Raw genomic sequence first — 26,771 nt, 5'->3', positions numbered from 1 at the left:
ATCGGTTATTCGCCGTATTTTCTCGATAAACTTGGAGGTTTTCATGGCTGTCGCTGCCAACAAACGTTCGGTAATGACGCTGTTTTCTGGTCCGTCCGACATTTTTAGCCATCAGGTCCGCATTGTACTGGCGGAGAAAGGTGTGAGTGTCGAGATTGAACAGGTGGACATGGATAATCTGCCGCAGGATCTTATTGACCTCAATCCTTATGGTTCGGTTCCGACGCTTGTCGATCGGGAACTGACGCTCTATGAATCACGTATTATCATGGAGTATCTGGATGAACGTTTTCCTCATCCGCCGCTGATGCCGGTATATCCGGTAGCGCGTGGTAACAGCCGTCTGATGATGCACCGTATTGAAAATGACTGGTATTCTCTGCTGAAGAGCATTATGCAGGGCAGTGCGCAGGAAGCGGACGCCGCGCGTAAGCAACTGCGTGAAGAATTGCTGGCGATTGCGCCTGTCTTCAACGAAGCGCCTTACTTCATGAGCGAAGAGTTCAGCCTGGTGGATTGCTATCTGGCTCCCCTGTTATGGCGTTTGCCGCAGTTAGGGATTGAATTAAGCGGTTCCGGGTCGAAGGAATTGAAAGGTTACATGACACGCGTATTCGAGCGTGATGCGTTCCTGGCGTCCCTGACGGAAGCTGAACGTGAAATGCGTTTGCAAACCAGAGGTTAAACAACATGGCGTTGTCTCAACTGTCTCCGCGTCGTCCGTATTTATTACGGGCCTTTTATGACTGGTTACTGGATAATCAGTTGACGCCTCATCTGGTGGTCGACATCACGCTGCCGGGTGTTATGGTGCCGATGGAGTTTGCCCGCGACGGGCAGATTGTGCTGAATATCGCCCCCCGTGCTGTTGGTGGACTTGAGCTAGCTGATGACAGCGTCCGTTTTAACGCCCGTTTCGGCGGCGTACCACGCCAGGTTTATGTACCGATGGCGGCAGTATTAGCTATTTACGCCCGTGAAAACGGCGCCGGCACCATGTTTGAGCCGGAACCCGCGTATGAATCGGCGGGCGAAGTCGATGATTTTCAGGATGAGGACGCCACTGCCAGCACGGTGGTGTCTATCGTCGACAACAATTCCGACGCGACGGATGAAAACGGCAATCCGAACGACGATCCGCCACAGCCTCCCAAAGGGGGAAGACCCTCGTTGCGGGTGGTTAAATAAATCACCACACTCGTCGGAGGGCACAATTTATCGTGCCCTTTTTTACATTTCGAGCCAGCGGCGTTTGGGGTTTTAATCGGATGTCGTAGAGGTTGGCTGAATCGTTAGCGGTATCTGGCTGATGCTTTTTGTCAGAGAACAACCGGGCTGGTGGCGCCCGGTTGTGGGTAGGGCATGTAGTTAAGCGATTAACTAAATACCATACCGCCGTCGATCAACAAGGACTGTCCGGTCATATAATCGGAATCAGGGCTTGCCAGATAAGCCACGCAGGCGGCAACGTCTTCCGGTTGGGACAGGCGTCCCAGCGTGATGCGTTTTGCAAATTCAGCCGTGCCGTAGCCCGCCGGTTTTCCCGCCGCTTCAGAGATTTTACGATCAATCTCGTCCCACATTGGCGTTTGTACAATCCCCGGACAGAAGCCGTTTACGGTGATGCCCAGCGGCGCCAGATCGCGCGCCGCGGTTTGCGTCAGCCCGCGGACGGCAAATTTGCTGGAGCTGTATACCGCCAGTTCAGGATTGCCGACGTGGCCGGCCTGAGAGCAGGCGTTAATGATTTTGCCGCCGTGGTTAAGAGATTTAAACGCCTTGACGGCAGCCTGGATACCCCAGATAACACCTTTAACATTGATGTTATATACGCGATCGATAATTTCCGGGGTAATGTCTTCAATCTGCGTGGAGGGCGCGATCCCGGCATTGTTAACGATGACGTTGAAGTCGCCGAATTTTTTCTGGGTTTCCGCGACGGAGGCGAAAACCGCGTCCCGATCAGAAACATCAGCCTGAATGGCGATAGCCTGACCGCCGGCCTGCTCAATTTCCTGCGCCACGCTACGGGCGGTGTCTGTGTTGTAGTCTACTACGGCGACGGCAAAGCCGTCTTTTGCCAATCTGAGCGCAATAGCGCGGCCAATCCCCTGACCTGCGCCAGTAACAAGCGCCACTTTAACTGTCATGTTATCTCCTAAAATACAAATTACTATTAATATCAACGTGCAAGCACGTAACTATACTAGACGCTAAGCGGGATTTTTCCAGGCGGGAAGGGGGATATTCGCAGGGATTATCAGGAGATACTGCCTGGACCGAAAGGGCCGGTCCAGGCAAGGGGATTACACTTCCAGGTAGTTCATGATGCCGTCGGCGGCTTTGCGCCCTTCGGCAATGGCGGTCACCACCAGATCCGAGCCGCGTACGGCATCGCCGCCGGCAAAAATTTTCGGGTTGCTGGTCTGGAAAGCATTTTCGCTGTTTTCAGGCGCGATGATGCGGCCCTGACTATCCAGTTCAACGCTGTATTCAGCCAGCCAAGCCATCTTGTGCGGACGGAAACCGAAAGCCATGATCACCGCATCCGCTTCCAGCACGTGCTCGGAGCCTTCAACGATTTCAGGACGGCGGCGGCCGTTGGCATCTGGCGCGCCCAACGCGGTACGCGCCATTCTGACGCCGCACACCTTACCGGCCCCGTTAATCTCAATGCTCAGCGGTTGCAGGTTGAATTTGAATTCGACCCCTTCCTCGCGCGAGTTTTTCACTTCGCGTTTAGATCCGGGCATGTTCTCTTCATCACGGCGATAGGCGCAGGTGACGTGCGCGGCGCCCTGACGAATCGATGTACGCACGCAGTCCATCGCGGTATCGCCGCCACCCAGTACCACAACACGCTTGCCTTGCATGGTGATGTAAGGCTCTTCTTCAGAAGCGTCGAAGCCCATCAGCTGTTTGGTATTGGCGATAAGGAACGGCAGGGCATCGTAGACGCCCGGCGCATCTTCATTTTCCAAACCGCCGCGCATGGACTGATAGGTGCCGACGCCGAGGAACACGGAGTCATATTCATCCAGCAGTTCCTGCATCTGGACGTCTTTACCCACTTCGGTGTTCAGACGGAATTCGATGCCCATGCCGCTGAAGATCTCGCGGCGCTTGACCATCACTTCTTTTTCCAGCTTAAAGGCCGGGATGCCGAAGGTCAGCAAGCCGCCAATTTCAGGATGACGATCAAATACCACCGCCTGGACGCCATTGCGCGCCAGCACGTCAGCGCAGGCCAGACCGGCGGGGCCCGCGCCGATAATGGCCACGCGCTTGCCGGTTGGCTGTACGTTCGACACATCCGGCTTCCAGCCCATCTCGATCGCTTTATCATTGATATAGCGTTCAATGTTGCCGATGGTCACGGCGCCGAATTCGTCATTCAACGTACAGGAACCTTCACACAGACGATCCTGAGGACAAACGCGTCCGCAGACTTCCGGCAGGCTGTTGGTCTGGTGCGATAGCTCGGCCGCTTCGATAATCCGACCTTCATTCGCCAGCTTCAGCCAATTGGGAATGTAGTTATGAACCGGACATTTCCACTCGCAGTAAGGGTTGCCGCATGACAGGCAGCGATCGGCCTGGGCTTTGGACTGGCTCTCCGAGAACGGTTCGTAAATTTCAACAAATTCAATTTTACGAATTTTCAGCGGTTTTTTTGGCGGATCAACGCGCTGTAGGTCGATAAATTGATAAACATTCTGACTCATGATGACCTCTTACTGCGCCTGAACCCGCAGCTCGGCTGCGGAACGACTACGGTGACCCAACAATGCCTTCACATCACTTGACTTCGGTTTCACCAGAGCAAATTTCGATGCCCAGGCCGGCCAGTTAGCGAGGATCTCTTCCGCGCGCTGTGAACCGGTGTGTTGCGCATGCTCGGTAATCAGGCCGCGCAAATGCTCTTCGTGAATCGCCAACTGTTCTACCTCCAGCACTTCTACCAGTTCAGGGTTAACGCGTTTGCGGAATTCGCCGTCTTCATCCAGAACGTAGGCGAAGCCCCCGGTCATGCCCGCGCCAAAGTTGACGCCGGTGCGGCCCAGCACGCAGACGATGCCGCCTGTCATGTATTCGCAGCCGTTATCGCCGATGCCTTCCACCACGGTGATAGCGCCGGAGTTACGCACGGCGAAACGTTCGCCTGCGCGGCCGGCGGCGAACAGCTTGCCGCCGGTGGCGCCGTAGAGGCAGGTGTTGCCGATAATGCTGGCCTCATGGCTGCGGAACGCCGATCCCACCGGAGGTCGCACGGAAATGCTGCCGCCGGCCATACCTTTACCAACGTAATCATTGGCGTCGCCCGTCAATGACAGCTCGACGCCGCCCGCGTTCCAGACCCCAAAGCTCTGACCGGCGGTGCCGGAGAAGTAGGCTTTGATCGGATCGCTCGCCAGACCCTGATCGCCATGTTTGGCGGCGATCGCCCCAGACAGGGTGGCGCCGACCGAACGGTCAGTGTTGCGGATATCAAAGTAGAGCGCTTTGCTCTGTCTGGCGTCCACGTGCGGTTGCGCCTGCGCCAGCAGCTCTTTGTTCAGCAGGCCCTTATCAAACGACGGATTGCTTTCGGTGCAGTACAGCGCCTTGCCCGGATGGGGCTGTGCGGTGTGCAGCAACGGCGACAGATCCAGCTTATTTTGTTTGGCGGTGAAACCGTCCAGTTCGACCAGCAGATCGGTACGACCAATCAAATCCACCAGACGGCTGACGCCCAATTCCGCCATCAGCGTCCGGGTTTCGTGCGCGATGAACTGGAAGTAGTTGGTCACGCGTTCCGGCAGGCCGTGATAGTGGTCGCGGCGCAGTTTTTCGTCCTGGGTGGCGACGCCGGTGGCGCAGTTGTTCAGGTGGCAAATACGCAGGTATTTACAGCCTAACGCCACCATCGGGCCGGTGCCGAAACCGAAGCTTTCCGCTCCCAGAATCGCCGCCTTGATGATATCCAGCCCGGTTTTCAGACCGCCATCCACCTGTAAGCGGATTTTGTGACGCAGGCCGTTGGCGACCAGCGCCTGCTGGGTTTCCACCAGACCCAGTTCCCAGGGGCAGCCCGCATATTTTACCGACGTCAGCGGGCTGGCGCCGGTGCCGCCATCGTAACCGGCGATGGTGATCAGATCGGCATAGGCTTTGGCCACGCCGGTGGCAATGGTGCCGACGCCGGGTTCGGAAACCAGTTTTACCGAGATCATGGCTTTCGGGTTGATCTGTTTCAGATCGAAAATCAGCTGCGCCAAATCCTCAATGGAATAAATATCATGGTGCGGCGGCGGTGAAATCAGCGTCACGCCCGGGACGGAATAACGCAGTCTGGCGATATACGGCGTGACTTTATCGCCGGGCAACTGACCGCCTTCGCCCGGTTTGGCGCCCTGCGCCACTTTAATCTGGATCACGTCGGCGTTGACCAGATAGGCCGGCGTGACGCCAAAGCGACCGGAAGCCACCTGCTTGATACGGGAAACCTTGTTGGTGCCGTAACGCGCCGGGTCCTCACCGCCTTCGCCGGAGTTTGAGTAACCGCCGAGACCGTTCATGGCTTCAGCCAGCGACTCATGGGCTTCCGGGCTGAGCGCGCCAATCGACATCGCCGCGGTATCAAAGCGCTTGAACATTTCTGTCGCCGGCTCGACCTCGTCGAGGGAAATGGCCGCGCCTTCCTGCGGTTTCAGCGCCAGCAGATCGCGCAGCGTGGCGGCCGGACGATCGTTCACCAGTTTGGCGTATTGTTCGTAATCGCTGTATTTGCCGCTTTTAACCGCGGTTTGCAGCGTAGTGACCACATCCGGGTTGTAGGCATGGTATTCGCCGCCGTGCACGAATTTCAGCAGCCCGCCCTGTTCCAGCGTTTTGCGTTTCAGCCAAGCGCGTTTGGAAAGATTGAGCAAATCCTGTTCGAAATCGCTGAAGTTGGCTCCGCCGATACGGCTGACGACGCCCTGGAAGCACTGATCGGCAACGTCGTTATGCAAGCCTACGGCTTCAAATAGCTTGGAGCAGCGGTAAGAGGCGACCGTTGAAATGCCCATTTTGGACATGATCTTGTACAGCCCTTTATTGATGCCGTTACGGTAGTTCAGCATCACTGCGCGGTAGGGTTTTTCAATGGTGTGGTTATCCACCAGCCGCGCCAGCGTTTCATAGGCCAGATAGGGATAGATGGCGGTGGCGCCAAAACCTAACAATACGGCAAAGTGGTGCGGATCGCGCGCGCTGGCCGTTTCAACAATGATGTTGGCGTCGCAGCGCAGGCTTTTCTCTACCAGACGACGCTGAATCGCGCCCACGGCCATTGGCGCGGGAACCGGCAGACGTTTCGCCGAGATCGCCCGGTCGGACAGCACCAGCAGAACGGCGCCGTCGCGCACTTTGTGTTCGGCGGCGTCGCACAGTTTCTCAATGGTCTGTTGCAGCGTTTGCTGTTCCGGTTCGAACGTCAGATCCAGAGTATCCGCGCGGTAGTGTTGCTGATCCTGGGAGAGCAACTGTTTGAAATCGGAGTAAAGCAGGATCGGGGATTTAAAGCTCAGGCGGTGGGCCTGACCTTCCGCTTCACAGAAGACGTTCATTTCGCGGCCGATACAGGTCGCCAGGGACATAACGTGCGCTTCACGCAGCGGATCGATCGGCGGGTTGGTCACCTGGGCAAACTGCTGACGGAAGTAGTCATAAATAATGCGCGGGCGGCTGGACAGCACGGCGAATGGCGTATCGTCCCCCATCGAGCCGGTGGCTTCCTGACCGTTCTCGCCCAGCACGCGGATAATCTGATCCAGCTCTTCGCTGCTGTAGCCAAACTGCTTCTGATAGGTTTCCAGCAGGGCGTCGTCAAATTCGCGGCTACCCACCTGATCTTCCGGCAATTCTTCAAACGGCACCAGACGCTGGACGTTTTTCTCCATCCATTCTTTATAGGGGTGACGGCTTTTCAGATCGTCATCGGTTTCGGCGGAATGCAGAATACGGCCGCTGCGGGTGTCGATAACCATCAGTTCGCCCGGCCCGACGCGGCCTTTCTCCACCACTTCATCCGGCTGATAATCCCAGATCCCCACTTCGGAGGCGCAGGTAATCAGTTTGTCTTTGGTGATGACGTAGCGCGCCGGACGCAGACCGTTACGGTCGAGGTTACAGGCGGCGTAGCGTCCGTCGGACATCACGATGCCGGCCGGGCCGTCCCACGGCTCCATGTGCATGGAGTTAAAGTCGAAGAAGGCGCGCAGCTCCGGGTCCATATCCGGGTTGTTTTGCCAGGCAGGCGGCACCAACAGACGCATGGCGCGGATGATGTCCATCCCGCCGCTGAGGAACAGCTCCAGCATATTATCCAGCGAACTGGAGTCGGAACCGGTTTCGTTGACGAACGGCGCGGCATCCTGCAAGTCAGGGATCAGCGGGGTTTTGAATTTATAAGCACGGGCGCGCGCCCATTGGCGGTTACCGGCAATGGTATTGATCTCGCCGTTGTGCGCCAGATAGCGGAACGGCTGCGCCAGCGGCCAGCGCGGTACGGTGTTGGTCGAGAAACGCTGGTGGAACAGGCAGATTGCCGATTCCAGGCGCAGATCGGCCAGATCGAGATAGAAGCGCGGCAGATCCGCCGGCATACACAGGCCTTTATAGATCGTCACCAGATTGGAAAAACTGCAAACGTAGAATTCTTTATCTTCAATCCGTTTTTCAATGCGGCGGCGCGCCATAAACAACCGACGCTCCATATCGCTTTGTAGCCAGCCGGCCGGGGCATTGACGAAGATTTGCTCAATGCGCGGCAGAGACGACAGGGCGATTTCACCCAGCACGTCCGGATTGGTCGGCACTTCACGCCAGCCGAGCACGGAAAGCGTTTCGTTTTGCAGTTCTTCTTCTACAATCCGGCGCGTGGCGCGGGCCAGCTCTTCATCCTGATTGAGAAACATCATGCCGACGGAGTAATTTTTGGCTAACCGCCAGCCGCGCTCTTCCGCAACCAGACGGAAGAAACGATCGGGTTTTTGAAGTAATAGGCCACAGCCGTCGCCGGTCTTGCCGTCAGCAAGGATCGCGCCACGGTGTTGCATACGGGCAAGTGCGTGAATCGCAGTACGCACTACCTTGTGGCTCGGTTCACCTTCTATATGGGCGATTAATCCAAAACCACAGTTGTCTCTCTCTTGGGATGCATCGTACAACATAATAGTGAACCTCCCCGGGCTCTGTGTGACTCTCACAACCTACTGCGAGAAAGCACCTTGGCGTCGAGCGGCTATAAGCCTGCCGCTCTCTTCTTCGGCCTCTCGTGACGGTCTCACAAGTGGTAAATGACTTGTTTTTAGAGGGAGTCTTCATTTACTGCATAAATATGACAAGTCGCGGACTTATCAGGAAAGCTTCCAGCGGATTCCCAAATTAGCGAGAAAGCCTGTTCAGGTCAAATACCTGTGCAAAATGTGCCGATAAGGGATAATTTTTAGTTATACCTATGAAAGTTAATGTTTTTTTTAGCTAAAGTATGCTGATTAAGGACTATTGGATTTGATCGAACTGTGAGCTGTATCACTATGCTCATATCACAATATCTCCCCTACATGCTGCAATTTTTCTGATTTTCGGAATCTTGTACTGCTTTGGCTCGGTTTTTTGATTTATGCCACTGTTTTTCATTTTCTCGTCATCTTTTAATGAAGTCGCGTGGGCGGATAAGAAAAATTAATCAGCGTCAATGTGAGTTTATTTGCACTAAAAGCGAATAATAATTCATTTTGACTGAAGTGGGGGGATTGATCGATGTCATCGCGACGGAGGGGCCGACAGAGTAGGCTTCTGTTCCTCAAGAGGGCTAATCAGAATATGCAATTACAAAAATTAATCAATATGTTTGGCGGAAATCTTCAACGCCGCTACGGAGAAAAGGTACACAAGCTCGCGCTGCATGGCGGTTTTAGCTGCCCCAACCGGGACGGAACGCTGGGGCGGGGAGGTTGTACGTTCTGTAATGTCGCTTCGTTTGCCGATGAGCAGATGCAGCAGCGCAGCATTGCCCGGCAACTGGCCGCGCAGTCCGGAAAGATAAACCGCGCAAACCGTTATCTGGCTTATTTTCAGGCCTATACCAGCACCTATGCCGAGGTTAAGGTGTTGGAAAATATGTATCAGGCGGCGCTGGCTCAGGCGGATATGGTCGGGCTGTGCGTCGGCACCCGGCCGGATTGCGTACCGGACGCGGTTTTGGATCTGCTCGCGGGTTATCGCGAGCAGGGCTATGAAATCTGGCTGGAGTTGGGTCTGCAAAGCGCCTGCGATAAAACGTTGCGCCGGATTAACCGCGGCCATGATTTCGCCTGCTACCAACAGACGGTCCGGCGCGCCCGCGAGCGTGGTCTGAAGGTGTGTTGTCACCTTATCGTCGGTCTGCCGGGCGAAGATGCTCCGCGTTGTTTATCCACGCTCGATCGGGTGGTCGAAACCGGCGTGGAAGGCATCAAGCTTCATCCGTTGCACATCGTGGAAGGCAGCATTATGGCGAAAGCCTGGCGCGTCGGCAGACTATCCGAGCTGGCGCTGGATGAGTATGTGTCAACCGCCGGTGAGATGATCCGCCGTACGCCCCCGGAGATTATCTACCACCGCATTTCCGCCAGCGCCCGTCGCCCGACATTGCTGGCCCCGCTATGGTGTGAGAATCGCTGGACCGGCATGGTAGAGTTGGGGCGTTATCTACAGCTTCACGGCGTGCAGGGATCGGCATTGGGCACGCCTTATCAGTACAGCGCGCCGTAGCCGGCTGATATTTTTAGCAAAATGCGCGTGTTGTGCAACGCCGGCAGGTTATGTCGTGAATCTCCTGCGCCGTCACCGCACTTATTGTTGTTTTACGATATGATTCGGTGGTTCGTAACCAAGGAAACCGCTATGAAGCAAATCCGCCTGTTGGCTCAGTACTATGTTGATTTGATGGTAAAACTGGGGCTTGTCCGTTTTTCACTGCTGCTGGCTTCGGTACTGGTACTGCTGGCGATGGTGGTGCAGATGGCCGTCACCCTGCTGCTCAGCGGAGAAGTGGAAAATATTGATGTGGTTCGTTCGGTCTTTTTCGGGCTGCTGATTACCCCGTGGGCGGTTTATTTTCTTTCCGTCGTCGTCGAGCAACTCGAAGAATCACGCCAGCGGCTGTCGAAGCTGGTCGCCAAACTGGAGGAGATGCGTCACCGGGATCTGGAACTGAATGAACAGCTTCAGGAAAATATCGCCCAGCTTAATCAGGAAATCGCCGACCGTATCAAATCAGAAGAAGCGCGTCTGCGGGTGGTGAGCAAGCTGAAAGAAGAGATGGCGCGCCGTGAGCAGGCGCAGGTCGAGCTGGAGCAACAGTCCGCGTTGCTGCGCTCTTTCCTCGATGCGTCGCCCGATCTGGTTTATTACCGCAATGAAGAAAAAGAGTTTTCTGGCTGCAACCGCGCGATGGAACTGCTGGTCGGCAAAAGCCAGAAGCAGCTTGTCGGCCTGACGCCGCAGGATGTTTATCCGCCGGACATCGCCGAGAAAGTGATGGAAACGGACGAGAAAGTGTTCCGTCATAACGTGTCGCTGACGTATGAGCAGTGGCTGGTGTATCCCGACGGCCGCAAAGCCTGTTTTGAACTGCGTAAGGTGCCGTTTTACGATCGAATGGGCAAACGACACGGGCTGATGGGATTTGGACGCGATATAACGGAGCGTAAGCGTTACCAGGACGCGTTAGAGAACGCCAGCAGGGAGAAGACCACTTTCATCTCAACGATCAGCCACGAGCTTCGTACGCCGCTTAACGGCATTGTCGGGCTAAGCCGCATTTTGCTGGATACCCAGCTCGATGCGGAACAGCAAAAGTATTTGAAAACGATTCATGTCAGTGCGATCACATTGGGCAATATTTTCAACGACGTGATTGAAATGGACAAACAGGAACGCCGCAAAGTGCAACTGGATAACCAGCCGATAGATTTCACCGGATTTCTGGCCGATCTGGAAAATTTAGGCGGGTTGTTGGCTCAGCCCAAAGGGCTGAAGTTGATTATGGAACTGCACCAGCCTCTGCCGCAGAAAATTATTACCGATGGCACACGTCTGCGGCAGATCCTGTGGAACCTGCTCAGCAATGCGGTGAAATTCACCCCGCAGGGAAAAATCGTGGTGCGGGTATGGCATGAGCGGGGCGATTGTCTGCGTATTGAGGTCGAGGACTCCGGCATGGGGATCCCGACGGATGAGCTGGAAAAAATCTTTGCCATGTATTATCAGGTGAAGGATCAGCATGGCGGCAAGCCGGCGACAGGAACGGGCATCGGCCTGTCGGTTTCAAAACGTCTGGCGCAAAACATGGGGGGCGACATCCACGTTGCCAGTATTCAGGGTAAAGGTTCCTGCTTCACGCTGACGGTCATCGCGCCACGGGTGGAAGAGGTCGTCAGCAGCCAGGATGCGGACGATGAGATGCCGCTGCCGGCGCTGCATGTGCTGCTGGTGGAGGATATCGAACTGAATGTGGTGGTGGCGCGTTCCGTGCTGGAAAAACTGGGCAGCAGCGTGGAAGTGGCGATGACCGGGCAAGAAGCGCTGGATATGTTCGATCCCGATGAGTTTGATCTGGCGTTGCTGGACATCCAACTGCCGGATATGACCGGACTGGATGTGGCTCGTCATATCCGTGAGCGCTATGCCGACCGGAGCCTGCCGCCGCTGGTGGCGTTAACGGCCAACGTACTAAAAGATAAAAAAGAGTATCTGGACGCCGGTATGGATGACGTGCTCAGTAAACCGCTGTCGGTGCCGGCGCTGACGGCGGTTATCAAACAATATTGGGATCATCAAATCGTCCGTGCTGACGATCCCGTTACCGAAAAAGGTGATGAAATGGCTAACGAGGAACTGCTGGATATTGCGATGCTGGAACAATACCTGGATCTGGTCGGACCCAAATTGATTCACCAAAGCCTGGATATGTTCGAACAAATGATGCCGGGCTATCTGGCGATCCTCGATTCCAATATGACCGCGCGCGATCAGAAAGGCATTACCGAAGAGGGACACAAGATCAAAGGCGCGGCGGGATCGGTCGGGCTTCGTCATCTGCAACAGGTCGCCCAACAGATACAGACGCCGACGTTGCCGGCCTGGTGGGATAACGTACAGGAATGGATCGAAGAGCTTAAGCATGACTGGCGTCATGATGTGCAGGTTCTGCGGGACTGGGTGGCGGAAGCCGAAAAAATTTCCAAAAGAGATTTGTAACGCCGCTTGCGGCGGCCCGTAGGGCGAGCGACAGGGATGTTGCGAGTAAAAAAATGACCCCGACCGAAGCCGGGGTGCGCGAATTATGCGCCAACACCAGGGAAAACGGGCACCTGCATATTTTTAGATATCAGGAGTCGTGAGCTCGCAAGTGCGGATATTCTTACCTTTACTAATTTACATCTTCATCAAGTAACAAACTAGCAAATACAGAAATGTTAGTTACAAGAATCATTAAAATGTGTGATGTAGATTAGTGTTTGTCAATTAAAAAATCAATTAGTTGATGTAATGAAATGGAGGAAAAGTTGATGAAAAGAGTTGGTATCGTCCTGAGCGGGTGTGGTGTTTATGATGGTTCAGAGATTCATGAAGCCGTACTGACGCTGCTCGCACTGGATCGGGCGGGGGCGGAAGCGGTTTGCTTTGCGCCGGATAAGCCGCAATTACATGTGGTCAATCATCTGACGGGTGATGTAACCAATGAGAATCGCAACGTTTTAGTCGAATCCGCCCGCATTGCCAGAGGGAAAATCCGGCCGCTTTCAGAAGCCGATGCGCAACAGCTTGATGCGTTAATTGTGCCCGGCGGGTTCGGCTCGGCAAAAAATTTAAGCGATTTCGTCACTCAGGGTTCGGCCTGTCAGGTCGATGAATCTTTAAAATTACTCACACAGGAAATTTATAAGCAAAATAAACCAATTGGTTTTATTTGCATCAGTCCGGCATTGTTGCCAAAGCTACTGGGAGAACCGGTCAGGATTACAATTGGTAACGATATTGATACTGCTGAAATGATTGAGGAAATGGGCGGAATTCACGTGGTTTGTCCGGTTGACGATATTGTGGTGGATGCCGAACATAAAATTATCACTACGCCCGCCTATATGCTGGCTGGCTCAATCAGTGAAGCCGCCAAAGGCATTGATAAGCTGGTGGCGCGCGTACTGGATTTTATTGAATGAAATCGAACCGTCGCAATGGTCTGCTGATGCGTCTTAAACGTCTGGTCATCAGGTTTCTGCTGACGGTATTGGGACTATGGCTGGCAGGTATACTGCTGTTTTCTTTTCTGCCGGTCCCGTTTTCCGCCGTGATGGTTGACCGGCAGGTTAGTGCGTGGTTAAGCGGCGATTTTGCGTACGTTGCCCATTCCGACTGGGTCTCAATGGATGAGATAGCCCCGGCGATGGCTCTGGCGGTGATCGCCGCCGAGGATCAGAAATTCCCTCAACACTGGGGTTTTGATATTGATGCCATTAACTCGGCGCTGAAACATAACGAACGTAACACGCAACGGATCCGTGGCGCTTCTACGCTCTCTCAGCAAACGGTGAAAAATCTGTTCTTGTGGGATGGCCGCAGTTGGCTGCGAAAAGGTCTCGAGGCCGGGATTACCACCGGTGTTGAACTGGTATGGACCAAACGGCGGATCCTGACGGTCTACCTGAATGTCGCTGAATTCGGCCCCGGCATTTTCGGCGTGGAAGCCGCGGCAAGGCGTTATTTCAACAAGTCTGCCAGCAGGCTTACCGCCAGCGAAGCGGCTTTGCTGGCGGCGGTGTTGCCAAATCCTATACGTTTTCGCGTAAACGCGCCGTCCGGTTACGTGATCCAACGCCAGCAATGGATTTTACGCCAGATGCGCCAGATCGGCGGCGAAGCGTTTTTGCGCTCACACGGATTAAACTGAACGCGCCTATGCGGTTGAGCGGCTTACTGCTGTTTATCCTGCCGCGCTGGGGATGTGTGGCAACAATCGAGGCCATCCAAGGGCGCTAACCATGATTATTCGCGCCTCAGAGCTTGCTGGCGGCGCGATCCTGATAAAGATGATGGGTGGCTTGGGTTCGTGGTGATTGGCTGGTTGAGGGGACGTTGGCGGCGTTTGTGTCGATGCCCGGCGCGCCGTCTGGCTATTATCGCCGGTTGAGGAATAAATAAAAAACCGCCGATGAAAACATCAGCGGTTGAGGTTGCCGGGCGGCTAAATTATTGCAGATAGGTAAATGCGGTGGTGACGTGTTTCACCCCGCTGACCTTGCTGGCAATTTCAGCCGCAGACGCGCCTTCACGTTGGGTGACCAGACCTAACAGGAAGACTTCACCATTTTCGGTGGTGACTTTTACGTTGGAGGATTTCACCGTGTCGCTCGTCAGGATTTGCGAACGAACTTTGGTGGTGATCCAGGTGTCCATTGAGGCGGTTCCCAACGATACCGGGTTGCCCTGTCGTATTTCATTATAGACTTCGGCTGCGCCTTCCACGCCAAGGGCGATTTGTTTAGCACGGTTTGCGAGTTCTGTATTGGGCGCCTGCCCCGTCAGCAGCACTTTTCCCTGATAAGCGGTAACAACAACGCGGGCGTCTTTTTTCAATTGCGCATCTTTGCTGATGGCGTTGTTCACGCGGATTTCCAGCGTGCCGTCGTCAACCTGCGTCCCCACCGTGCGGGGATCGGTGGCGCTTTTGGTGGCGACCGCGGCGCTTCCGACAACGACGGCGCCGACGCAGCCTTGTAGTAGCAGGGCGATAGACAACACGGCAAATGCAGAACTTATCCTCATGTAGTGCTCCTTAATCGTTCTGGTGTGGAAACAAGGTGTTATCAATTAAATCGCACAGGCAGTTAACCGTCAGCATGTGCATTTCCTGAATACGGGCGCTACGGTGTGAAGGAATGCGGATTTCCACATCCTGTGGACCAAGCAGCCCGGCCAGTTCACCGCCATCGTAACCTGTCAGGGCGACGATAGTCATATCTCGGGTTACCGCCGCTTCCACGGCTTTTACAATGTCGCGGCTGTTTCCGCGGGTTGATATCGCCAGTAACACGTCGCCGGTTTGTCCCAGCGCCCGAACTTGTTTGGCGTAGATCTCTTCATGCAACCGATCGTTGGCGATCGCAGTTATGACCACATTATCGGCATTAAGTGCAATCGCCGGTAAGCTGGGGCGTTCGGCTTCGAAGCGATTAATCATGCTGGCGGCAAAATGCTGGGAGTTGGCGGCCGACGTTCCGTTACCGCAGCACAGAATTTTATTGCCGTTCAACAGGCTCTGCACCAGTGCCACGGCGGCACGCGAGATTGCATCCGGTAAGGCCTCCGCAGCAGCGATCTGCGTTTGAATACTTTCGGTAAAACAAACTTTTATTCTATCCAGCACGTTGAATTAACCTACTTTAATTAAAATCCATACATTAATGGCCTGTCCCTATAGCGATGTTGCTCGCCATTTGGGGCTTGAGCCGTGTCCGACCAAACGCGATGGCGTTTGAACGTCCCGGAGCAAATGCTTATTGGGAGCGGCGCTGAAATCTATCATTCCTGCGCGTTAAAAGCGTTAGGGATCCAGGAAAATTGGTTATCCGTAATGGCCAGCACGTCGAAACGGCAGTCCACCGTATCAAAACTGGCGTCCCGTTGCGCCAGCCAGACGGCGGCGGCATGAAGCAACCGCCGCTGTTTCTGTCGGGTCACGCTGGCGGCCGCGCCGCCAAAATCGGCATTCCGCCGATAGCGGACTTCCACAAACACCCAGGTTTGCCGATCGCGCATAATCAAATCCAGCTCACCGCCGCGCAACGTGACATTGGCGGCGGCGAAGGTTAAGCCGGCGCGTTCAAGATAGCGTCTGGCCCGCTGTTCGTAATCTGCGCCTGTCGTCCGCCGGTTCAGGATGCGGGCACCAACTGTCCCTGACGATATTGCAGCCAGGTCATTTGCCGGTTAATCACGCAATCGGATGTCGCGCTCAGCCTGCCCGTCGCTCCTGCCACCTGATGGCCGGGGATCTGACGCATTTCAGCAAAGCGGCTGGACAGGGTCCAGGCGTCCATCCCCATGGCATACAGGCGCACCAGCGAGTAATCGTTTCTGAACTGGTTGCTCACCTGCTGCATCAGCGCCGGATTTTCCCCGGCGAGTAGCGGGATCTCGCTGAACTGCAACCCTTCCATTTCGAGACGGAAATCAGGGCCGCTGCCGGCTTGAAAACTGCGGGAACTGGCATACAGCGCAGGACGTGAACGCGATGTGGTGCGCATATCAATCATCGGTTTGATCAGCGCCAGTTCATCGGGGGTGGCGATGATATAGACGGCATCAATATTGCCGCTGATGGCGGCGTTAACCGTCGGCGGCACCTGCGCCGGGATAGTTAAGCCGCCAACCGTTGTGCCGGTTTGGGGTTGCGGCGGCGTCATATTGACGGGCTGGCCGCTCAGGCTTAGGCCCGCGCCGCTGTTGATGGCTTGTTTTAACTCAAAGGCGCTGCCAAAGCGTTGCTGCAATAGGTTACCGCCGCCTTGTTGGCTCCAGGCTTGCGCAAACGCATTGACGATGCGATCGCCCAGGGTTCCGCGCGGCACCAGTAATAACGGCTGCTGTTTACCCTGCTGGTAAATAAACTTTGCGGCGTCTCTGGCCTCATCTTCCGGCGCCAACGCGAAGTAGCAGATATTGGGGCTGTTCTGCGCATGTTCCGGCTGATTGAGCGCCAGAATATTCAACGGAGACTGGCTTCCTGCCAGTTGTTCCACTTCGTTTTTCAATAGCGGCCCGACGACCAGGGAAGCGCCGTCCTGTTGCGCCTGAGCCAACACATTCGCCAAGGGCTGAGATGAAGTGTCATACACTTTTACCGGTAAGGAACTGGGAAGCGCATGTTGTTCTGCGGGGGCTGCGGCAACGGTATCAACATCGGTGCTATATTCTGCGGCAGGCTGACCATCCTGAACGTTTTGCTCATCCAGACCATCGGCAGGCTGACTATTTTGCATCTGCTGGGGATCGCCGGCCGATGGCGCGGTTTCCGCCATGGTCGCCTGACCGTTTTTAGCCGCGTTGAACCCTTGCTGGATCGCATTGGCAAACACCTGGGCCTGGCCGTTTAACGGCAGCAGCAGCGCGATACTGCTAACCTGCGACTGGTGGAAATCAACCACTTGATTTAACTGCGTCGGCAGCGTTTTGGCCGCCGGATGATGCGGATAGCGGGTCTGCCAATCCTGAATGGCCGCTTTTAGCTGGTCGGGAGACTGGCGGTTATTCTGATAGGTATTCAACAGATCCACCCAGCCGGCCAGCGTGTTCTCGTTGGCGTTGATCAGTAACGATCCCGATTCCTGCGGGCTCATTTGCGCCAGCGTCAGCCAGGTCTGATCCAGATTTGATTGACGCTCGTCGCCTTGCAGCAACGGCTCCTGGGCGATGTAGGCGCGCAGCTGCGTGATGGAAGGACGCCCCTGATTGGCGTTGATCTGCGTTTGATAGTAGCGGCGCTTCTGCTGTTCGCCGAGCGTATTGATGTCCAACTGGCCCAGGGCGGCGTTCGCGGCGTCCATGTTGTTCTGTGCGGCGGCCAGTTCAGCATTGATCAACTGCCGTTCCTGTTGCTGCGCCGCGCTTAATTTTTCAGGTAATGCGCTAAACTGCTGACTTGCCTGCGGCACCTTGCCTTCCTGTATCAGAGAACGAATCGCAAGTAATTGCCAGCCAGCCTTGTTATCATCGCTGCTTTGCTGCATCTGTTGCAGATAATAATCAGATGAAGCATCAGCCTGGCCCTGAACCTCGGGCGGCGGGCTTTGCGGCGCCTGACTCGGACAGCCTGCAAGAAACAGCGCCGCTAACAAAACAGGGATAGCGCGCCCTGCCTGGGTACGGACGAAATGAAAGGAAAGCATACTGTATCCAGTGATTTTTTTTAAAGATGCTCAATATTAAATCGGCAACTCGGATGAAACAATGAATCAAGACCAACAAGCAGACATTTCTGCATCCACCCTCTACATTGTCCCCACGCCGATTGGCAATCTGGGCGATATCACCCAACGTGCTTTGGCGGTATTGCGGCATGTTGATCTGATTGCCGCCGAGGATACCCGTCATACCGGTTTGCTGTTACAACATTTTGCCATTAATGCGCGGCTTTTCGCACTACACGATCACAATGAACAGCAAAAAGCAGACACGTTGCTGGCGAAATTGCAGTCCGGACAAAGTATTGCGCTGGTTTCCGATGCGGGAACGCCGCTGATTAACGACCCCGGCTATCATCTGGTGAGACGCTGCCGCGAGGCCGGGATCCGTGTTGTCCCCTTGCCGGGCGCTTGTGCGGCGATTACCGCCCTGTCGGCCGCCGGACTGCCTTCCGATCGCTTTTGCTATGAAGGCTTTTTGCCGGCGAAAACCAAAGCGCGCACCGATACATTGCGCGCGTTGCAGGAAGAGCCGCGAACCCTGATTTTTTATGAGTCGACACATCGGTTATTGGATAGTTTGCAGGACATTATCGTGGTACTTGGCCCACAGCGTTATGTGGTGCTGGCGCGTGAAATCACCAAAACCTGGGAATCCATCCACGGCGCGCCGGTGGGCGAGCTGTTGGAGTGGGTGAAGGAAGATGAAAATCGCCGTAAGGGCGAAATGGTGCTGATTGTGGAAGGCCACAAAGCGGATATTGATGCCTTGCCGGCCGAGGCTCTGCGAACGCTGTCCCTGTTGCAAAAAGAGCTGCCGTTGAAAAAGGCCGCCGCGCTGGCCGCGGAAATCCACGGCGTTAAGAAGAATGCGCTGTATAAGTATGCGCTCGACCGGCAGGAAAGATGACACGTAGGGTAAAACACTATACAATCCGCGCCGGAGTTGACCAGACAGTCGCCGCTTCACTGCCGTCCCTTTCGGGGGAGACAAGTGGAGGGGAGGAAAGTCCGGGCTCCATAGGGCAGGGTGCCAGGTAACGCCTGGGAGGCGCAAGCCTACGACAAGTGCAACAGAGAGCAAACCGCCGATGGCCCGCTTATGCGGGTACAGGTAAGGGTGAAAGGGTGCGGTAAGAGCGCACCGCGCGGCTGGCAACAGTCCGTGGCAAGGTAAACTCCACCCGGAGCAAGGCCAAATAGGGGTTCACATGGTACGGCCCGTACTGAACCCGGGTAGGCTGCTTGAGCCAGTGAGCGATTGCTGGCCTAGATGAATGACTGTCCACGACAGAACCCGGCTTAACGGTCAACTCCCTTGTTTGTATACGGCCAACGTGCGATTCACCTCGCGCGTTGGCCGTTTTTTTGCCCGTAACGCGTTGTCCGCAAAGGTATTTTCTTTTCTGCTAACGATTATTTTCAAATTTATTGATGTTCTTCATCACAGATATCCGACTTTTTCCGGCACCCAAAGGGCGTAGAGTAATCTCATTACGTGCTGTTGCACGACGCTGGCATTTTGCTAAGGATATTTTATGAACCACACAGCCCGGATGCCCGCACTGTTCCTCGGTCACGGTAGCCCGATGAACGTGTTGGAGAATAACCCGTACACTCAGGCCTGGCAGGCGTTAGGGGCGACATTGCCGCGTCCGAAAGCCATTCTGGCGGTTTCCGCCCACTGGTATACTCGCGGCACGGCGGTGACGGCAATGGAAAATCCCCGCACCATCCATGATTTCGGCGGTTTTCCGCAGGCGTTGTTTGATACCCGCTATCCGGCGCCAGGCTTGCCTGATCTGGCCGAAAAAATTCAACGGCTGCTGGCGCCCATTCCGGTGGCGGCGGATCGCAGCGAATGGGGATTGGATCACGGCTCCTGGGGGGTGCTGATAAAGATGTATCCACAGGCGGATATTCCGGTGGTGCAGCTTAGTATTGATGGGACGCAGCCGGCGGAGTATCACTATCAGTTGGGCCGTAAACTGGCGGCGCTGCGGGATGAGGGCATCATGATTGTCGCCAGCGGCAACGTGGTGCACAATCTGCGTATGATTAAATGGGATGGCGACGACGAACCCTATCCCTGGGCCGTTTCATTCAGTCGGTTTGTCCGGGATAACCTGACGTATCAGGGAGACAACCATCCGCTGATAAACTTTATGCAGCATGAAGGCGCGGCGTTGTCCAATCCAACGCCCGATCACTATCTGCCGCTGCTGTACGTGCTGGGAAGCTGGGATGGTAAAGAAGCCGTCACTGTACCGGTCGATGGCATTGCCATGGGATCGCTGAGTATGTTGTCGGTGCAGGTAGGATAACGTCGTTTTTTCGTGGCAGGCACGGTGTGAAACCGTGCCTTTTTTACGATTAATCCAGAATGATATGCGGGTAAAAACGCGACAGATCCTGCGTGATCAGTTCGCGATCTTCGCGTACGCCAATGCCGCAGGGTTGATCGTTTACCAGCCAACTGCCAATCAGGGTATAGCTGTCGCCGAATCTGGGCAAAGGGTGGTATTGCTGAATGATTTTGCCTTCTTCGCCATATGGCCCGCCCACCGCGGCAATCTCCTTGCCGTTTTCCACAATCTGGATATTGGCGCCTTCGCGCGAAAACAGCGGCTTGATGACGTAATTTTCCAGCGCCGGGTGTTGGTCTTCGCTGAAATAAGCGGGTAACAGGTTGGGGTGGTTCGGGAACATCTCCCACAGCATCGGCAGCAGCGCCTTATTGGAGATAATGCTCTTCCAGGCGGGTTCCAGCCAGCGAACGCCGGCATCTTCCAGCTTGGTGGAAAACATCTCGCGCAGCATGAATTCCCAGGGATACAGCTTGAACAGATTGCCGATCACCTGGTTTTCCAGATCGGTAAACTGGCCTTTTTCACCCAGGCCGATTTCTTCCATATAAAGAAATTCACTCGGCAGACCGGCTTCCAGCGCGCAATCCTGGAGATATTGCACCGTACCGCGATCTTCTTCCGTATCCTGGCAGCAGGCGAAATGCAACAAACCAAAACCGTGATTGAGTTTGAGATCCTCAAAACGTTCGATCAGCTTTTCCTGAATACTGTTGTACTGATCGGCGGTTTGCGGCAATTGCCCTGACTTGAGTTGATCTTCCAGCCACAGCCATTGAAAAAATGCCGCTTCATAGAGCGATGTCGGCGTATCCGCGTTGTTTTCCAGCAGCTTGGCCGGCGTTTTGCCGTCATAAGCCAAATCCAGGCGCGAATAAAGCGACGGCTGGCGGGTGCGCCATGAATCCCTGACAAATTCCCAGGTGTGTTTGGGAATGCGGAATTTCGTCAGTAGCTGTTCACTGTCGACGACTTTTTCCACCACCTGTAAGCACATCTGGTGCAGCTCGGCGGTGGTGTCTTCCAATTCTTCGATTTGTGCGAGGGTAAACTGATAGTACGCCTCTTCACTCCAGTAGGGTTCTCCATACATGGTGTGAAAACGAAAGCCGAATTCGGTGGCTTTCTCACGCCAGTCGGGACGTTCTTTGATTTCAATCCGCTTCATTAAATACGTCCTCAGCCACCCATGCTACGGGAAGAGCTGGAACTTGAACTGGCGTTGCTGCGTTGCATGCTGGTCTGTTTGGCGACCGTCTCGCCGAACCCGCCGCGGGTAATGGTTGAGGTGGTGGCGGGTTTAGGCGCCAGCGCCGTTTTCGGTACGTTAATGGTTCGGCCCGTCGTGGCATTACCGTAATTTTTACCGGTCGCATCAACGAATTTGCCGTTGGCCGGGCTGGTCGGGGATTTTGAGGTAAACAGCGGCTGTTGGGCGTAGCCAGCGCCGCCGCCCATCATTCGGCCCATCATATAACCGGCCATCAGCGGCATCCAGAAACTGCCGCTCTGCTGAGATTCCGCGGCCATGCCGGCCTGCGCCGGAGCCTGAGTACATTGCGCTTCGCCAAACTCAGCCACGCAGTCTTCGCGCGTCGCATATTTAGGCGCGGTTTTTTCCGCTTCTTTCAGGGCGTTGTTATACGCGGTGGTGCACTGCTCGCTCATCGATGGATTGGCGCTCGAACATTCATCGGCGTTCTGATACAGGGAAACGGTTTCATCGGCCTGCTCGCAGCCTGCCAATACAAATACCGTACTGACGGCCAAGGCGATGGGCGCCAGACGGTACGTTCGCCATCCTTTCCGGAAAGTTTCCTGATTAATATTTTTGGTACGTTTCATCGTGTTATCCCAGAGAAAAGGCATCATGCCCAATGACTAACAAGTGTGTTAAGAATAGGGGAAGGCTGCTTGAATTTAAAGCACCAAAGGCAGTAACCGAGCGACTCTTTACGTTGCTATACATTCAGTTGTGCGGCGCTTCGCTTTATCGGCATGAGAGGGGAACGTTTGTTCCCCAGGATAGCGATAGGACTACTGAAGCGGCGCGGAGGTGGTTTGCGTGAGCAGCCCGCTGCGGTGATCGTCGCTGACCGGCGGCGTGGTTGAAACCGGCTGGCCTAACGCGGCATTCAGCGCTTGCAGATCGCTTTCATTCAGCGTCCCCAGTGCGGATTTAATGTTCAGCTGATTAATCAGGTAATCATAACGGGCGCTGGAAAGCTGCTGCTTGGCGTTATACAGCGTGGTGGTGGCGTCCAGCACATCGACAATGGTTCGGGTGCCTACCTGATAACCGGCTTCCATCGCATCCAGTGAGCTTTGCGCGGAAACTTCAGCCTGTTTATACGCGTTGATGCTGCTGATCGAGGCGGAAATATTGTTGAAAGAAGATCGCACGGTCTGGACGACGGAACGGTGAGCGCTTTCCAGCAGTTCGCTGGCGCTGACGAAACTGTGCTGCGCCTGTTTTACCTGCGAACTGGTCGCGCCGCCGCTATACAGCGGTAAGCTGAAACTGACGCCGACCTTGTTTTGACCGACGTCACTGTCATTAAACGAACTGCCGCGGGCATTGGAACCCGAATAGCTGGTATCGCTGACGCCGGTGGAGGCGGTCAGATCCAGCGTAGGCATGTGCCCGGTTTGCGCGTAACGGATTTGTTCGCGCGCCAGATCCTGGCTCAGGCGGGCGGACAGCAGGTTAAGGTTGCGGTTTTCTGCTTCTTTCAGCAGGTTGTTTACCACGCCGGGCTGACGGGTGGCAAAATTGTCGATGTTCAGACCCGCCAACTGCGGGTAGAAATTACCGCTTACCTGACGCAGAACTTCCAGGGCGTTATCCAGCGTATTGCGCGCCAGCACTTCGTTGGCAAGCACGCTGTCGTACTCGGAGCGCGCGTTCTGTACGTCGGTAATCGCCACCAGACCGACGTTAAAACGCTGAGTGGTCTGATCCAACTGACGGTAGATGGCTTCTTTTTGCGCGTTGATATAAGACAGGGAATCAATGGCGCGCAGCACATTGAAATACGCGGTCGCCGTATTCAGAATAAGGGCCTGTTGCGCGCTCTGATAGGTAACGTCTTCAATGCCGGCCTGTTTTTCCTGTAAGGTCAGCGCGCGCCATTTGGACATGTCGAACAGGGTTTGCGTCAACTGCAATGACGCGCTTTTCACATCGCTGTTCACACCCTGGTTGTCGCGATAGCCATTGTTATAGGTATAATCCGCGCCTAAACCCAATTGCGGCAGCAGCGGGCTGCGGGCTTCGTTGATTTTTTCAAACGCGGCGTCGCGGGTGGCGGCTGAGCTGCGTAAATCAGGGTTGGTCGTTTTCGCCTGCTGATAAACCTGTAACAGATTTTCCGCCTGGCTAATGGCGCTAAAACCACCCAGGCTCAGACCGATAAGGAGAGGGAGCAATTTCTTCATTTGCATTCCTTGTTGTGCAGCAATGTCGCTATATAGCGCTGTCGATAGACGAATAGTCGTCGATTCTATCAGAATCTGCCAATAGGATAAGGTAGCTGAACGTGCCATCTTTTCCCGCCATCCGCCCGATTAGTCATTTTATTTACTCTGTGTTGTACTTGAGCGGCGTGTCCTTATTTTCGTACTGTCGGGACACGGCCGGCACCAAAAGTGGCGATGACCATCATGCCTGCTGGGATAGGTTCCGGGTGTACGTAAATTTACCACAAACAACAGCGAGTGTGATGATTGGCGAGTCCGCGCTACAATACCGGGCGTCATCATACTCGTGACAGGAGCTTAGTCATGACGTCTTCAGTACCCAGTCCGGTTACTTTTAATCAAGACGATGTAGAAATTATTGCACGTGAAAAGTTATACAACGGCTTTTTTTCACTGGTACGCTACCGTTTTCGTCATCGGTTGTTTAATGGCGAAATGAGCGATGAAGTCAGCCGCGAGATTTTTGAACGCGGGCATGCGGTTGTCCTGCTGCCTTACGATCCGGTGCGTGATGAGGTGGTGCTGGTCGAACAGATACGCATTGCCGCTTATGACACCAGCGTCTCTCCCTGGCTGCTTGAACTGGTGGCCGGCATGATTGAGCCGGGAGAAAGTCTGGAACAGGTCGCCCGGCGGGAGGCCCAGGAGGAAGCCGGGTTATCTGTGGGCCGCTGCCGGCAAATAATCAGCTATTTGGCCAGTCCCGGTGGCACCAGTGAGCGTCTGGCTGTTATGGTAGGGGAAGTGGATACCCGGACGGCGGCGGGCATTCACGGGCTGGCGGAAGAAAATGAAGATATCCGGGTTCATGTCGTCAGCCGTGAGCAGAGTTATCAATGGGTTGAGGAAGGGATTATCGATAACGCCGCGTCTGTCATTGCCCTGCAATGGTTGGCACTGCACCATGAAAAATTGAGAAAGGCGTGGGTGGATTGAATTTATGAAACGTTATACCCCGGATTTCCCGGCAATGATGAGGCTATGCGAAACCAATTTCATGCAATTGCGTCGTTTGCTGCCCCGTATCGACGAAGTCGGTGAAACGGCGGTTTATCACGTTAATCATGCGGTTTATCGTTTAACCATTATTGAATCCACCCGGTATACCTCATTGGTGGAAATCCAGCAGACCGCCCCGGCGGTAAGCTACTGGAGTCTGCCCATGATGACGGTCAGGCTGTATCATGACGCGTTGGTTGCGGAAGTGTGTGCCAGTCAGCAGATCTTCCGCTTCAAAGCACGTTATGATTATCCGAACAAGAAGTTACATCAACGTGACGAAAAGCATCAAATTAATCAGTTTCTTGCTGATTGGCTAAAATATTGTTTGGCGTATGGTTCGATGTCGATCCCGGTTTTTGATACCCAATAGATTTCAGGTTGCGGGAAGCCGACGCGCCTGCGACGTGAAAGATGGCGGGTATAGACAGAGTTAAGTAACCAAGGACACCATCATTTGGAAAGCCTGTTGACACTTCCTGTGGCGAGTGGGGCCAGAGTCAGGATTTTACAAATAACAGATACCCACCTTTTTGCCGGTGAGCATGAAACGTTGCTGGGTATTAACACCTACCGCAGCTATCACGCCGTGCTGGATGCAATACAGGCTCAGCAGCATGAGTTTGATTTAATCGTGGCGACAGGCGATTTGGCTCAGGATCATTCGCTGGAGGCCTATCGCCATTTCACGCGCGGGATCCAGCGCTTGTCCGCCCCCTGCGTGTGGTTGCCGGGCAATCATGATTTTCAGCCGGCGATGGTCGATGCGCTGGCCGAGGCGGAGATTGCGCCGTCCAAACATGTGCTGTTGGGCGATACATGGCAGATTATTCTGCTGGATAGCCAGGTGTTTGGCGTGCCGCATGGCGAACTGAGCGATTATCAGCTCGAATGGCTCGAGCGTAGTCTGCAAAGTCAGCCGGATCGCCATACTCTGCTGTTACTGCATCATCATCCGCATCCTTCCGGCTGTACCTGGCTCGATCAGCACAGTTTGCGTAACGCGCATAGTCTGGCGGCGGTGCTGGCCCGCTATCCGCGGGTGAGTACCATTTTGTGCGGACATATTCATCAGGAGCTGGATCTTGACTGGCACGGCCGACGTCTGCTGGCCACGCCCTCTACCTGCGTTCAGTTCAAACCCCATTGCACGAATTTCACCATTGACGGTTTAGCGCCCGGCTGGCGTTATCTGGATCTGATGCCGGACGGTCAGTTGGAGACCGAGGTGCATCGTCTGGCGGGGAGCGAATTCCTGCCCGATATGGATTCGGACGGTTACTGATGCCGACCCTGCTTTATCTGCACGGCTTCAACAGCACGCCTTATTCAGCCAAAGCGACGGCGCTGAAAACATGGCTGGCCAGCCGGCATCCCGACATCGATATGCTGGTGCCGCAGCTTCCGCCTTATCCGGCCGAGGCGGCGGAGATGATGGAGTCGCTGGTGATGGCGCACGCGGGTCGGCCGCTGGGCATTGTGGGTTCCTCGCTCGGTGGTTATTATGCGACCTGGCTGTCCCAGTGCTTTACCGTTCCCGCCGTGGTGGTGAACCCGGCCGTCAGGCCGTTTGAACTGCTGCTCGACCATCTGGGCGAATATCAGAACCCCTACACCGGCGAACAATATGTGCTAGAGTCACGGCACATTTACGATCTGAAGGTCATGCAGGTTGATCCGCTGGAAGCGCCTGATTTGCTGTGGCTGCTGCTTCAGACCGGGGATGAAGTTCTGGATTATCGTCAGGCGGTGGCGTATTACACCGCCTGTCGCCAAACAGTGGAGTCAGGGGGCAGTCATGCCTTTGTCGGATTTGAGCACTTTTTTTCACCCATAGTGAATTTTTTGGGGCTCACGACAGACTGATCAACAAGGGTGCCAACCGCGATAGCCGGCGAACGTCGCCGGTTACGCGCTCGTGAATAACGTACCTCCGGTATAGTTTACCACT

Annotated in this window: 22 protein-coding genes and 1 other RNA gene; 13 read left to right on the top strand and 10 right to left on the bottom strand. The window is 54.9% G+C overall.

Going from position 1 to position 26,771, the window contains the following annotated elements:
• Positions 1–43: 43 nt before the first annotated feature.
• Both sspA and sspB read left to right on the top strand, forming a co-directional pair.
• A complete protein-coding gene (gene sspA, locus JG725_RS11390; RefSeq protein WP_172290362.1) occupies positions 44–685 on the top strand; it encodes a stringent starvation protein SspA in 642 nt (213 codons plus the stop codon).
• A gap of 5 nt (positions 686–690) precedes the next feature.
• Positions 691–1,188: a ClpXP protease specificity-enhancing factor gene (gene sspB / locus JG725_RS11385; RefSeq protein ID WP_172290361.1), complete on the top strand. Its 498-nt coding sequence runs from the start codon at positions 691–693 to the stop codon at positions 1,186–1,188.
• Positions 1,189–1,376: 188 nt separating this feature from the next.
• Here the strand turns inward: sspB and JG725_RS11380 are convergent, their stop codons facing one another.
• From JG725_RS11380 to gltB, 3 genes are all read right to left on the bottom strand, one after another.
• Entirely contained in the window at positions 1,377–2,150 is a 774-nt protein-coding gene (locus JG725_RS11380) for a (S)-acetoin forming diacetyl reductase (protein ID WP_172290360.1), read from the bottom strand.
• Between the two features lie 156 nt (positions 2,151–2,306).
• Positions 2,307–3,725 carry a glutamate synthase small subunit gene (locus JG725_RS11375; protein WP_172290359.1) on the bottom strand — a complete coding sequence of 473 codons (1,419 nt, stop codon included), beginning with the start codon at positions 3,723–3,725 and terminating at the stop codon, positions 2,307–2,309.
• Positions 3,726–3,734: 9 nt separating this feature from the next.
• Entirely contained in the window at positions 3,735–8,195 is a 4,461-nt protein-coding gene (gene gltB / locus JG725_RS11370; RefSeq protein ID WP_199378074.1) for a glutamate synthase large subunit, read from the bottom strand.
• A 655-nt stretch (positions 8,196–8,850) separates the two neighbouring features.
• Here gltB and JG725_RS11365 point away from each other — a divergent pair.
• The 4 genes from JG725_RS11365 to mtgA all read left to right on the top strand — a co-directional run bounded on the left by JG725_RS11365 (position 8,851) and on the right by mtgA (position 13,963).
• A complete protein-coding gene (locus tag JG725_RS11365; RefSeq protein ID WP_199378072.1) occupies positions 8,851–9,780 on the top strand; it encodes a TIGR01212 family radical SAM protein in 930 nt (309 codons plus the stop codon).
• A 132-nt stretch (positions 9,781–9,912) separates the two neighbouring features.
• On the top strand, positions 9,913–12,270 hold the full coding sequence (arcB, locus tag JG725_RS11360; RefSeq protein WP_199378070.1) for an aerobic respiration two-component sensor histidine kinase ArcB: 2,358 nt from the start codon (positions 9,913–9,915) through the stop codon (positions 12,268–12,270).
• Between the two features lie 311 nt (positions 12,271–12,581).
• Positions 12,582–13,235, top strand: a complete 654-nt coding sequence (gene elbB, locus JG725_RS11355) for an isoprenoid biosynthesis glyoxalase ElbB (RefSeq protein ID WP_172290355.1) — start codon at positions 12,582–12,584, stop codon at positions 13,233–13,235.
• The gene (gene mtgA, locus JG725_RS11350) at positions 13,232–13,963 is read left to right on the top strand and encodes a monofunctional biosynthetic peptidoglycan transglycosylase (RefSeq protein ID WP_199378068.1); all 732 of its coding nucleotides are present in this window, start codon (positions 13,232–13,234) and stop codon (positions 13,961–13,963) included. The genes elbB and mtgA overlap by 4 nt, the downstream gene beginning before the upstream one ends.
• Positions 13,964–14,262: 299 nt before the next feature.
• Here the strand turns inward: mtgA and dolP are convergent, their stop codons facing one another.
• From dolP to JG725_RS11330, 4 genes are all read right to left on the bottom strand, one after another.
• A complete protein-coding gene (gene dolP / locus JG725_RS11345; protein WP_199378066.1) occupies positions 14,263–14,838 on the bottom strand; it encodes a division/outer membrane stress-associated lipid-binding lipoprotein in 576 nt (191 codons plus the stop codon).
• 10 nt (positions 14,839–14,848) lie between these two features.
• Entirely contained in the window at positions 14,849–15,439 is a 591-nt protein-coding gene (gene diaA, locus JG725_RS11340) for a DnaA initiator-associating protein DiaA (RefSeq protein WP_172290352.1), read from the bottom strand.
• A 155-nt stretch (positions 15,440–15,594) separates the two neighbouring features.
• A complete protein-coding gene (locus JG725_RS11335; protein ID WP_172290433.1) occupies positions 15,595–15,951 on the bottom strand; it encodes a YraN family protein in 357 nt (118 codons plus the stop codon).
• Positions 15,948–17,960, bottom strand: a complete 2,013-nt coding sequence (locus JG725_RS11330) for a penicillin-binding protein activator (RefSeq protein ID WP_199378064.1) — start codon at positions 17,958–17,960, stop codon at positions 15,948–15,950. The genes JG725_RS11335 and JG725_RS11330 overlap by 4 nt, the downstream gene beginning before the upstream one ends.
• A gap of 61 nt (positions 17,961–18,021) precedes the next feature.
• Here JG725_RS11330 and rsmI point away from each other — a divergent pair, with 61 nt between their 5' ends.
• From rsmI to ygiD, 3 genes are all read left to right on the top strand, one after another.
• Entirely contained in the window at positions 18,022–18,885 is an 864-nt protein-coding gene (gene rsmI / locus JG725_RS11325) for a 16S rRNA (cytidine(1402)-2'-O)-methyltransferase (protein ID WP_199378061.1), read from the top strand.
• A gap of 32 nt (positions 18,886–18,917) precedes the next feature.
• An RNA gene (rnpB, locus tag JG725_RS11320) (RNase P RNA component class A) lies at positions 18,918–19,296 on the top strand.
• Between the two features lie 217 nt (positions 19,297–19,513).
• The gene (ygiD, locus tag JG725_RS11315; protein ID WP_199378059.1) at positions 19,514–20,299 is read left to right on the top strand and encodes a 4,5-DOPA dioxygenase extradiol; all 786 of its coding nucleotides are present in this window, start codon (positions 19,514–19,516) and stop codon (positions 20,297–20,299) included.
• A 49-nt stretch (positions 20,300–20,348) separates the two neighbouring features.
• On the opposite strand, the gene JG725_RS11310 is transcribed toward ygiD, so the two are convergent.
• From JG725_RS11310 to tolC, 3 genes are all read right to left on the bottom strand, one after another.
• Positions 20,349–21,509: a glutathionylspermidine synthase family protein gene (locus JG725_RS11310; protein ID WP_172290348.1), complete on the bottom strand. Its 1,161-nt coding sequence runs from the start codon at positions 21,507–21,509 to the stop codon at positions 20,349–20,351.
• A gap of 11 nt (positions 21,510–21,520) precedes the next feature.
• A complete protein-coding gene (locus tag JG725_RS11305; protein WP_172290347.1) occupies positions 21,521–22,186 on the bottom strand; it encodes a DUF1190 family protein in 666 nt (221 codons plus the stop codon).
• 192 nt (positions 22,187–22,378) lie between these two features.
• Positions 22,379–23,779: an outer membrane channel protein TolC gene (gene tolC, locus JG725_RS11300; protein ID WP_172290346.1), complete on the bottom strand. Its 1,401-nt coding sequence runs from the start codon at positions 23,777–23,779 to the stop codon at positions 22,379–22,381.
• A gap of 345 nt (positions 23,780–24,124) precedes the next feature.
• On the opposite strand from tolC, the gene nudF reads away from it, so the two are divergent.
• The 4 genes from nudF (at position 24,125) to yqiA (ending at position 26,686) form a co-directional block, all read left to right on the top strand.
• Positions 24,125–24,757 carry an ADP-ribose diphosphatase gene (gene nudF, locus JG725_RS11295; protein ID WP_172290345.1) on the top strand — a complete coding sequence of 211 codons (633 nt, stop codon included), beginning with the start codon at positions 24,125–24,127 and terminating at the stop codon, positions 24,755–24,757.
• Between the two features lie 4 nt (positions 24,758–24,761).
• Positions 24,762–25,193 (top strand): DUF1249 family protein, encoded by a 432-nt coding sequence (locus JG725_RS11290; RefSeq protein ID WP_172290344.1) that lies wholly within the window; start codon positions 24,762–24,764, stop codon positions 25,191–25,193.
• Between the two features lie 84 nt (positions 25,194–25,277).
• A complete protein-coding gene (cpdA, locus tag JG725_RS11285) occupies positions 25,278–26,105 on the top strand; it encodes a 3',5'-cyclic-AMP phosphodiesterase (protein WP_199378057.1) in 828 nt (275 codons plus the stop codon).
• Positions 26,105–26,686 carry an esterase YqiA gene (gene yqiA, locus JG725_RS11280; protein ID WP_172290342.1) on the top strand — a complete coding sequence of 194 codons (582 nt, stop codon included), beginning with the start codon at positions 26,105–26,107 and terminating at the stop codon, positions 26,684–26,686. The genes cpdA and yqiA overlap by 1 nt, the downstream gene beginning before the upstream one ends.
• The last annotated feature ends 85 nt before the right edge of the window (positions 26,687–26,771 follow it).

The sequence above is a fragment of the Brenneria sp. L3-3C-1 genome (genome assembly GCF_016456245.1).
Lineage (GTDB): Bacteria > Pseudomonadota > Gammaproteobacteria > Enterobacterales > Enterobacteriaceae > Brenneria.
Note: the sequence above shows the minus strand (reverse complement) of the source record. Positions and strands in the feature narration are given on the sequence as shown.

What these genes read in the sequence shown, in the direction of transcription:
- sspA (WP_172290362.1), top strand. Translation starts at nt 44, where the DNA reads ATGGCTGTCGCTGCCAACAAACGTTCGGTAATGACGCTGTTTTCTGGT.
- sspB (WP_172290361.1), top strand. Translation starts at nt 691, where the DNA reads ATGGCGTTGTCTCAACTGTCTCCGCGTCGTCCGTATTTATTACGGGCC.
- JG725_RS11380 (WP_172290360.1), bottom strand. Translation starts at nt 2,150, where the DNA reads ATGACAGTTAAAGTGGCGCTTGTTACTGGCGCAGGTCAGGGGATTGGC.
- JG725_RS11375 (WP_172290359.1), bottom strand. Translation starts at nt 3,725, where the DNA reads ATGAGTCAGAATGTTTATCAATTTATCGACCTACAGCGCGTTGATCCG.
- gltB (WP_199378074.1), bottom strand. Translation starts at nt 8,195, where the DNA reads ATGTTGTACGATGCATCCCAAGAGAGAGACAACTGTGGTTTTGGATTA.
- JG725_RS11365 (WP_199378072.1), top strand. Translation starts at nt 8,851, where the DNA reads ATGCAATTACAAAAATTAATCAATATGTTTGGCGGAAATCTTCAACGC.
- arcB (WP_199378070.1), top strand. Translation starts at nt 9,913, where the DNA reads ATGAAGCAAATCCGCCTGTTGGCTCAGTACTATGTTGATTTGATGGTA.
- elbB (WP_172290355.1), top strand. Translation starts at nt 12,582, where the DNA reads ATGAAAAGAGTTGGTATCGTCCTGAGCGGGTGTGGTGTTTATGATGGT.
- mtgA (WP_199378068.1), top strand. Translation starts at nt 13,232, where the DNA reads ATGAAATCGAACCGTCGCAATGGTCTGCTGATGCGTCTTAAACGTCTG.
- dolP (WP_199378066.1), bottom strand. Translation starts at nt 14,838, where the DNA reads ATGAGGATAAGTTCTGCATTTGCCGTGTTGTCTATCGCCCTGCTACTA.
- JG725_RS11330 (WP_199378064.1), bottom strand. Translation starts at nt 17,960, where the DNA reads ATGCTTTCCTTTCATTTCGTCCGTACCCAGGCAGGGCGCGCTATCCCT.
- rsmI (WP_199378061.1), top strand. Translation starts at nt 18,022, where the DNA reads ATGAATCAAGACCAACAAGCAGACATTTCTGCATCCACCCTCTACATT.
- ygiD (WP_199378059.1), top strand. Translation starts at nt 19,514, where the DNA reads ATGAACCACACAGCCCGGATGCCCGCACTGTTCCTCGGTCACGGTAGC.
- JG725_RS11310 (WP_172290348.1), bottom strand. Translation starts at nt 21,509, where the DNA reads ATGAAGCGGATTGAAATCAAAGAACGTCCCGACTGGCGTGAGAAAGCC.
- JG725_RS11305 (WP_172290347.1), bottom strand. Translation starts at nt 22,186, where the DNA reads ATGAAACGTACCAAAAATATTAATCAGGAAACTTTCCGGAAAGGATGG.
- tolC (WP_172290346.1), bottom strand. Translation starts at nt 23,779, where the DNA reads ATGAAGAAATTGCTCCCTCTCCTTATCGGTCTGAGCCTGGGTGGTTTT.
- nudF (WP_172290345.1), top strand. Translation starts at nt 24,125, where the DNA reads ATGACGTCTTCAGTACCCAGTCCGGTTACTTTTAATCAAGACGATGTA.
- JG725_RS11290 (WP_172290344.1), top strand. Translation starts at nt 24,762, where the DNA reads ATGAAACGTTATACCCCGGATTTCCCGGCAATGATGAGGCTATGCGAA.
- yqiA (WP_172290342.1), top strand. Translation starts at nt 26,105, where the DNA reads ATGCCGACCCTGCTTTATCTGCACGGCTTCAACAGCACGCCTTATTCA.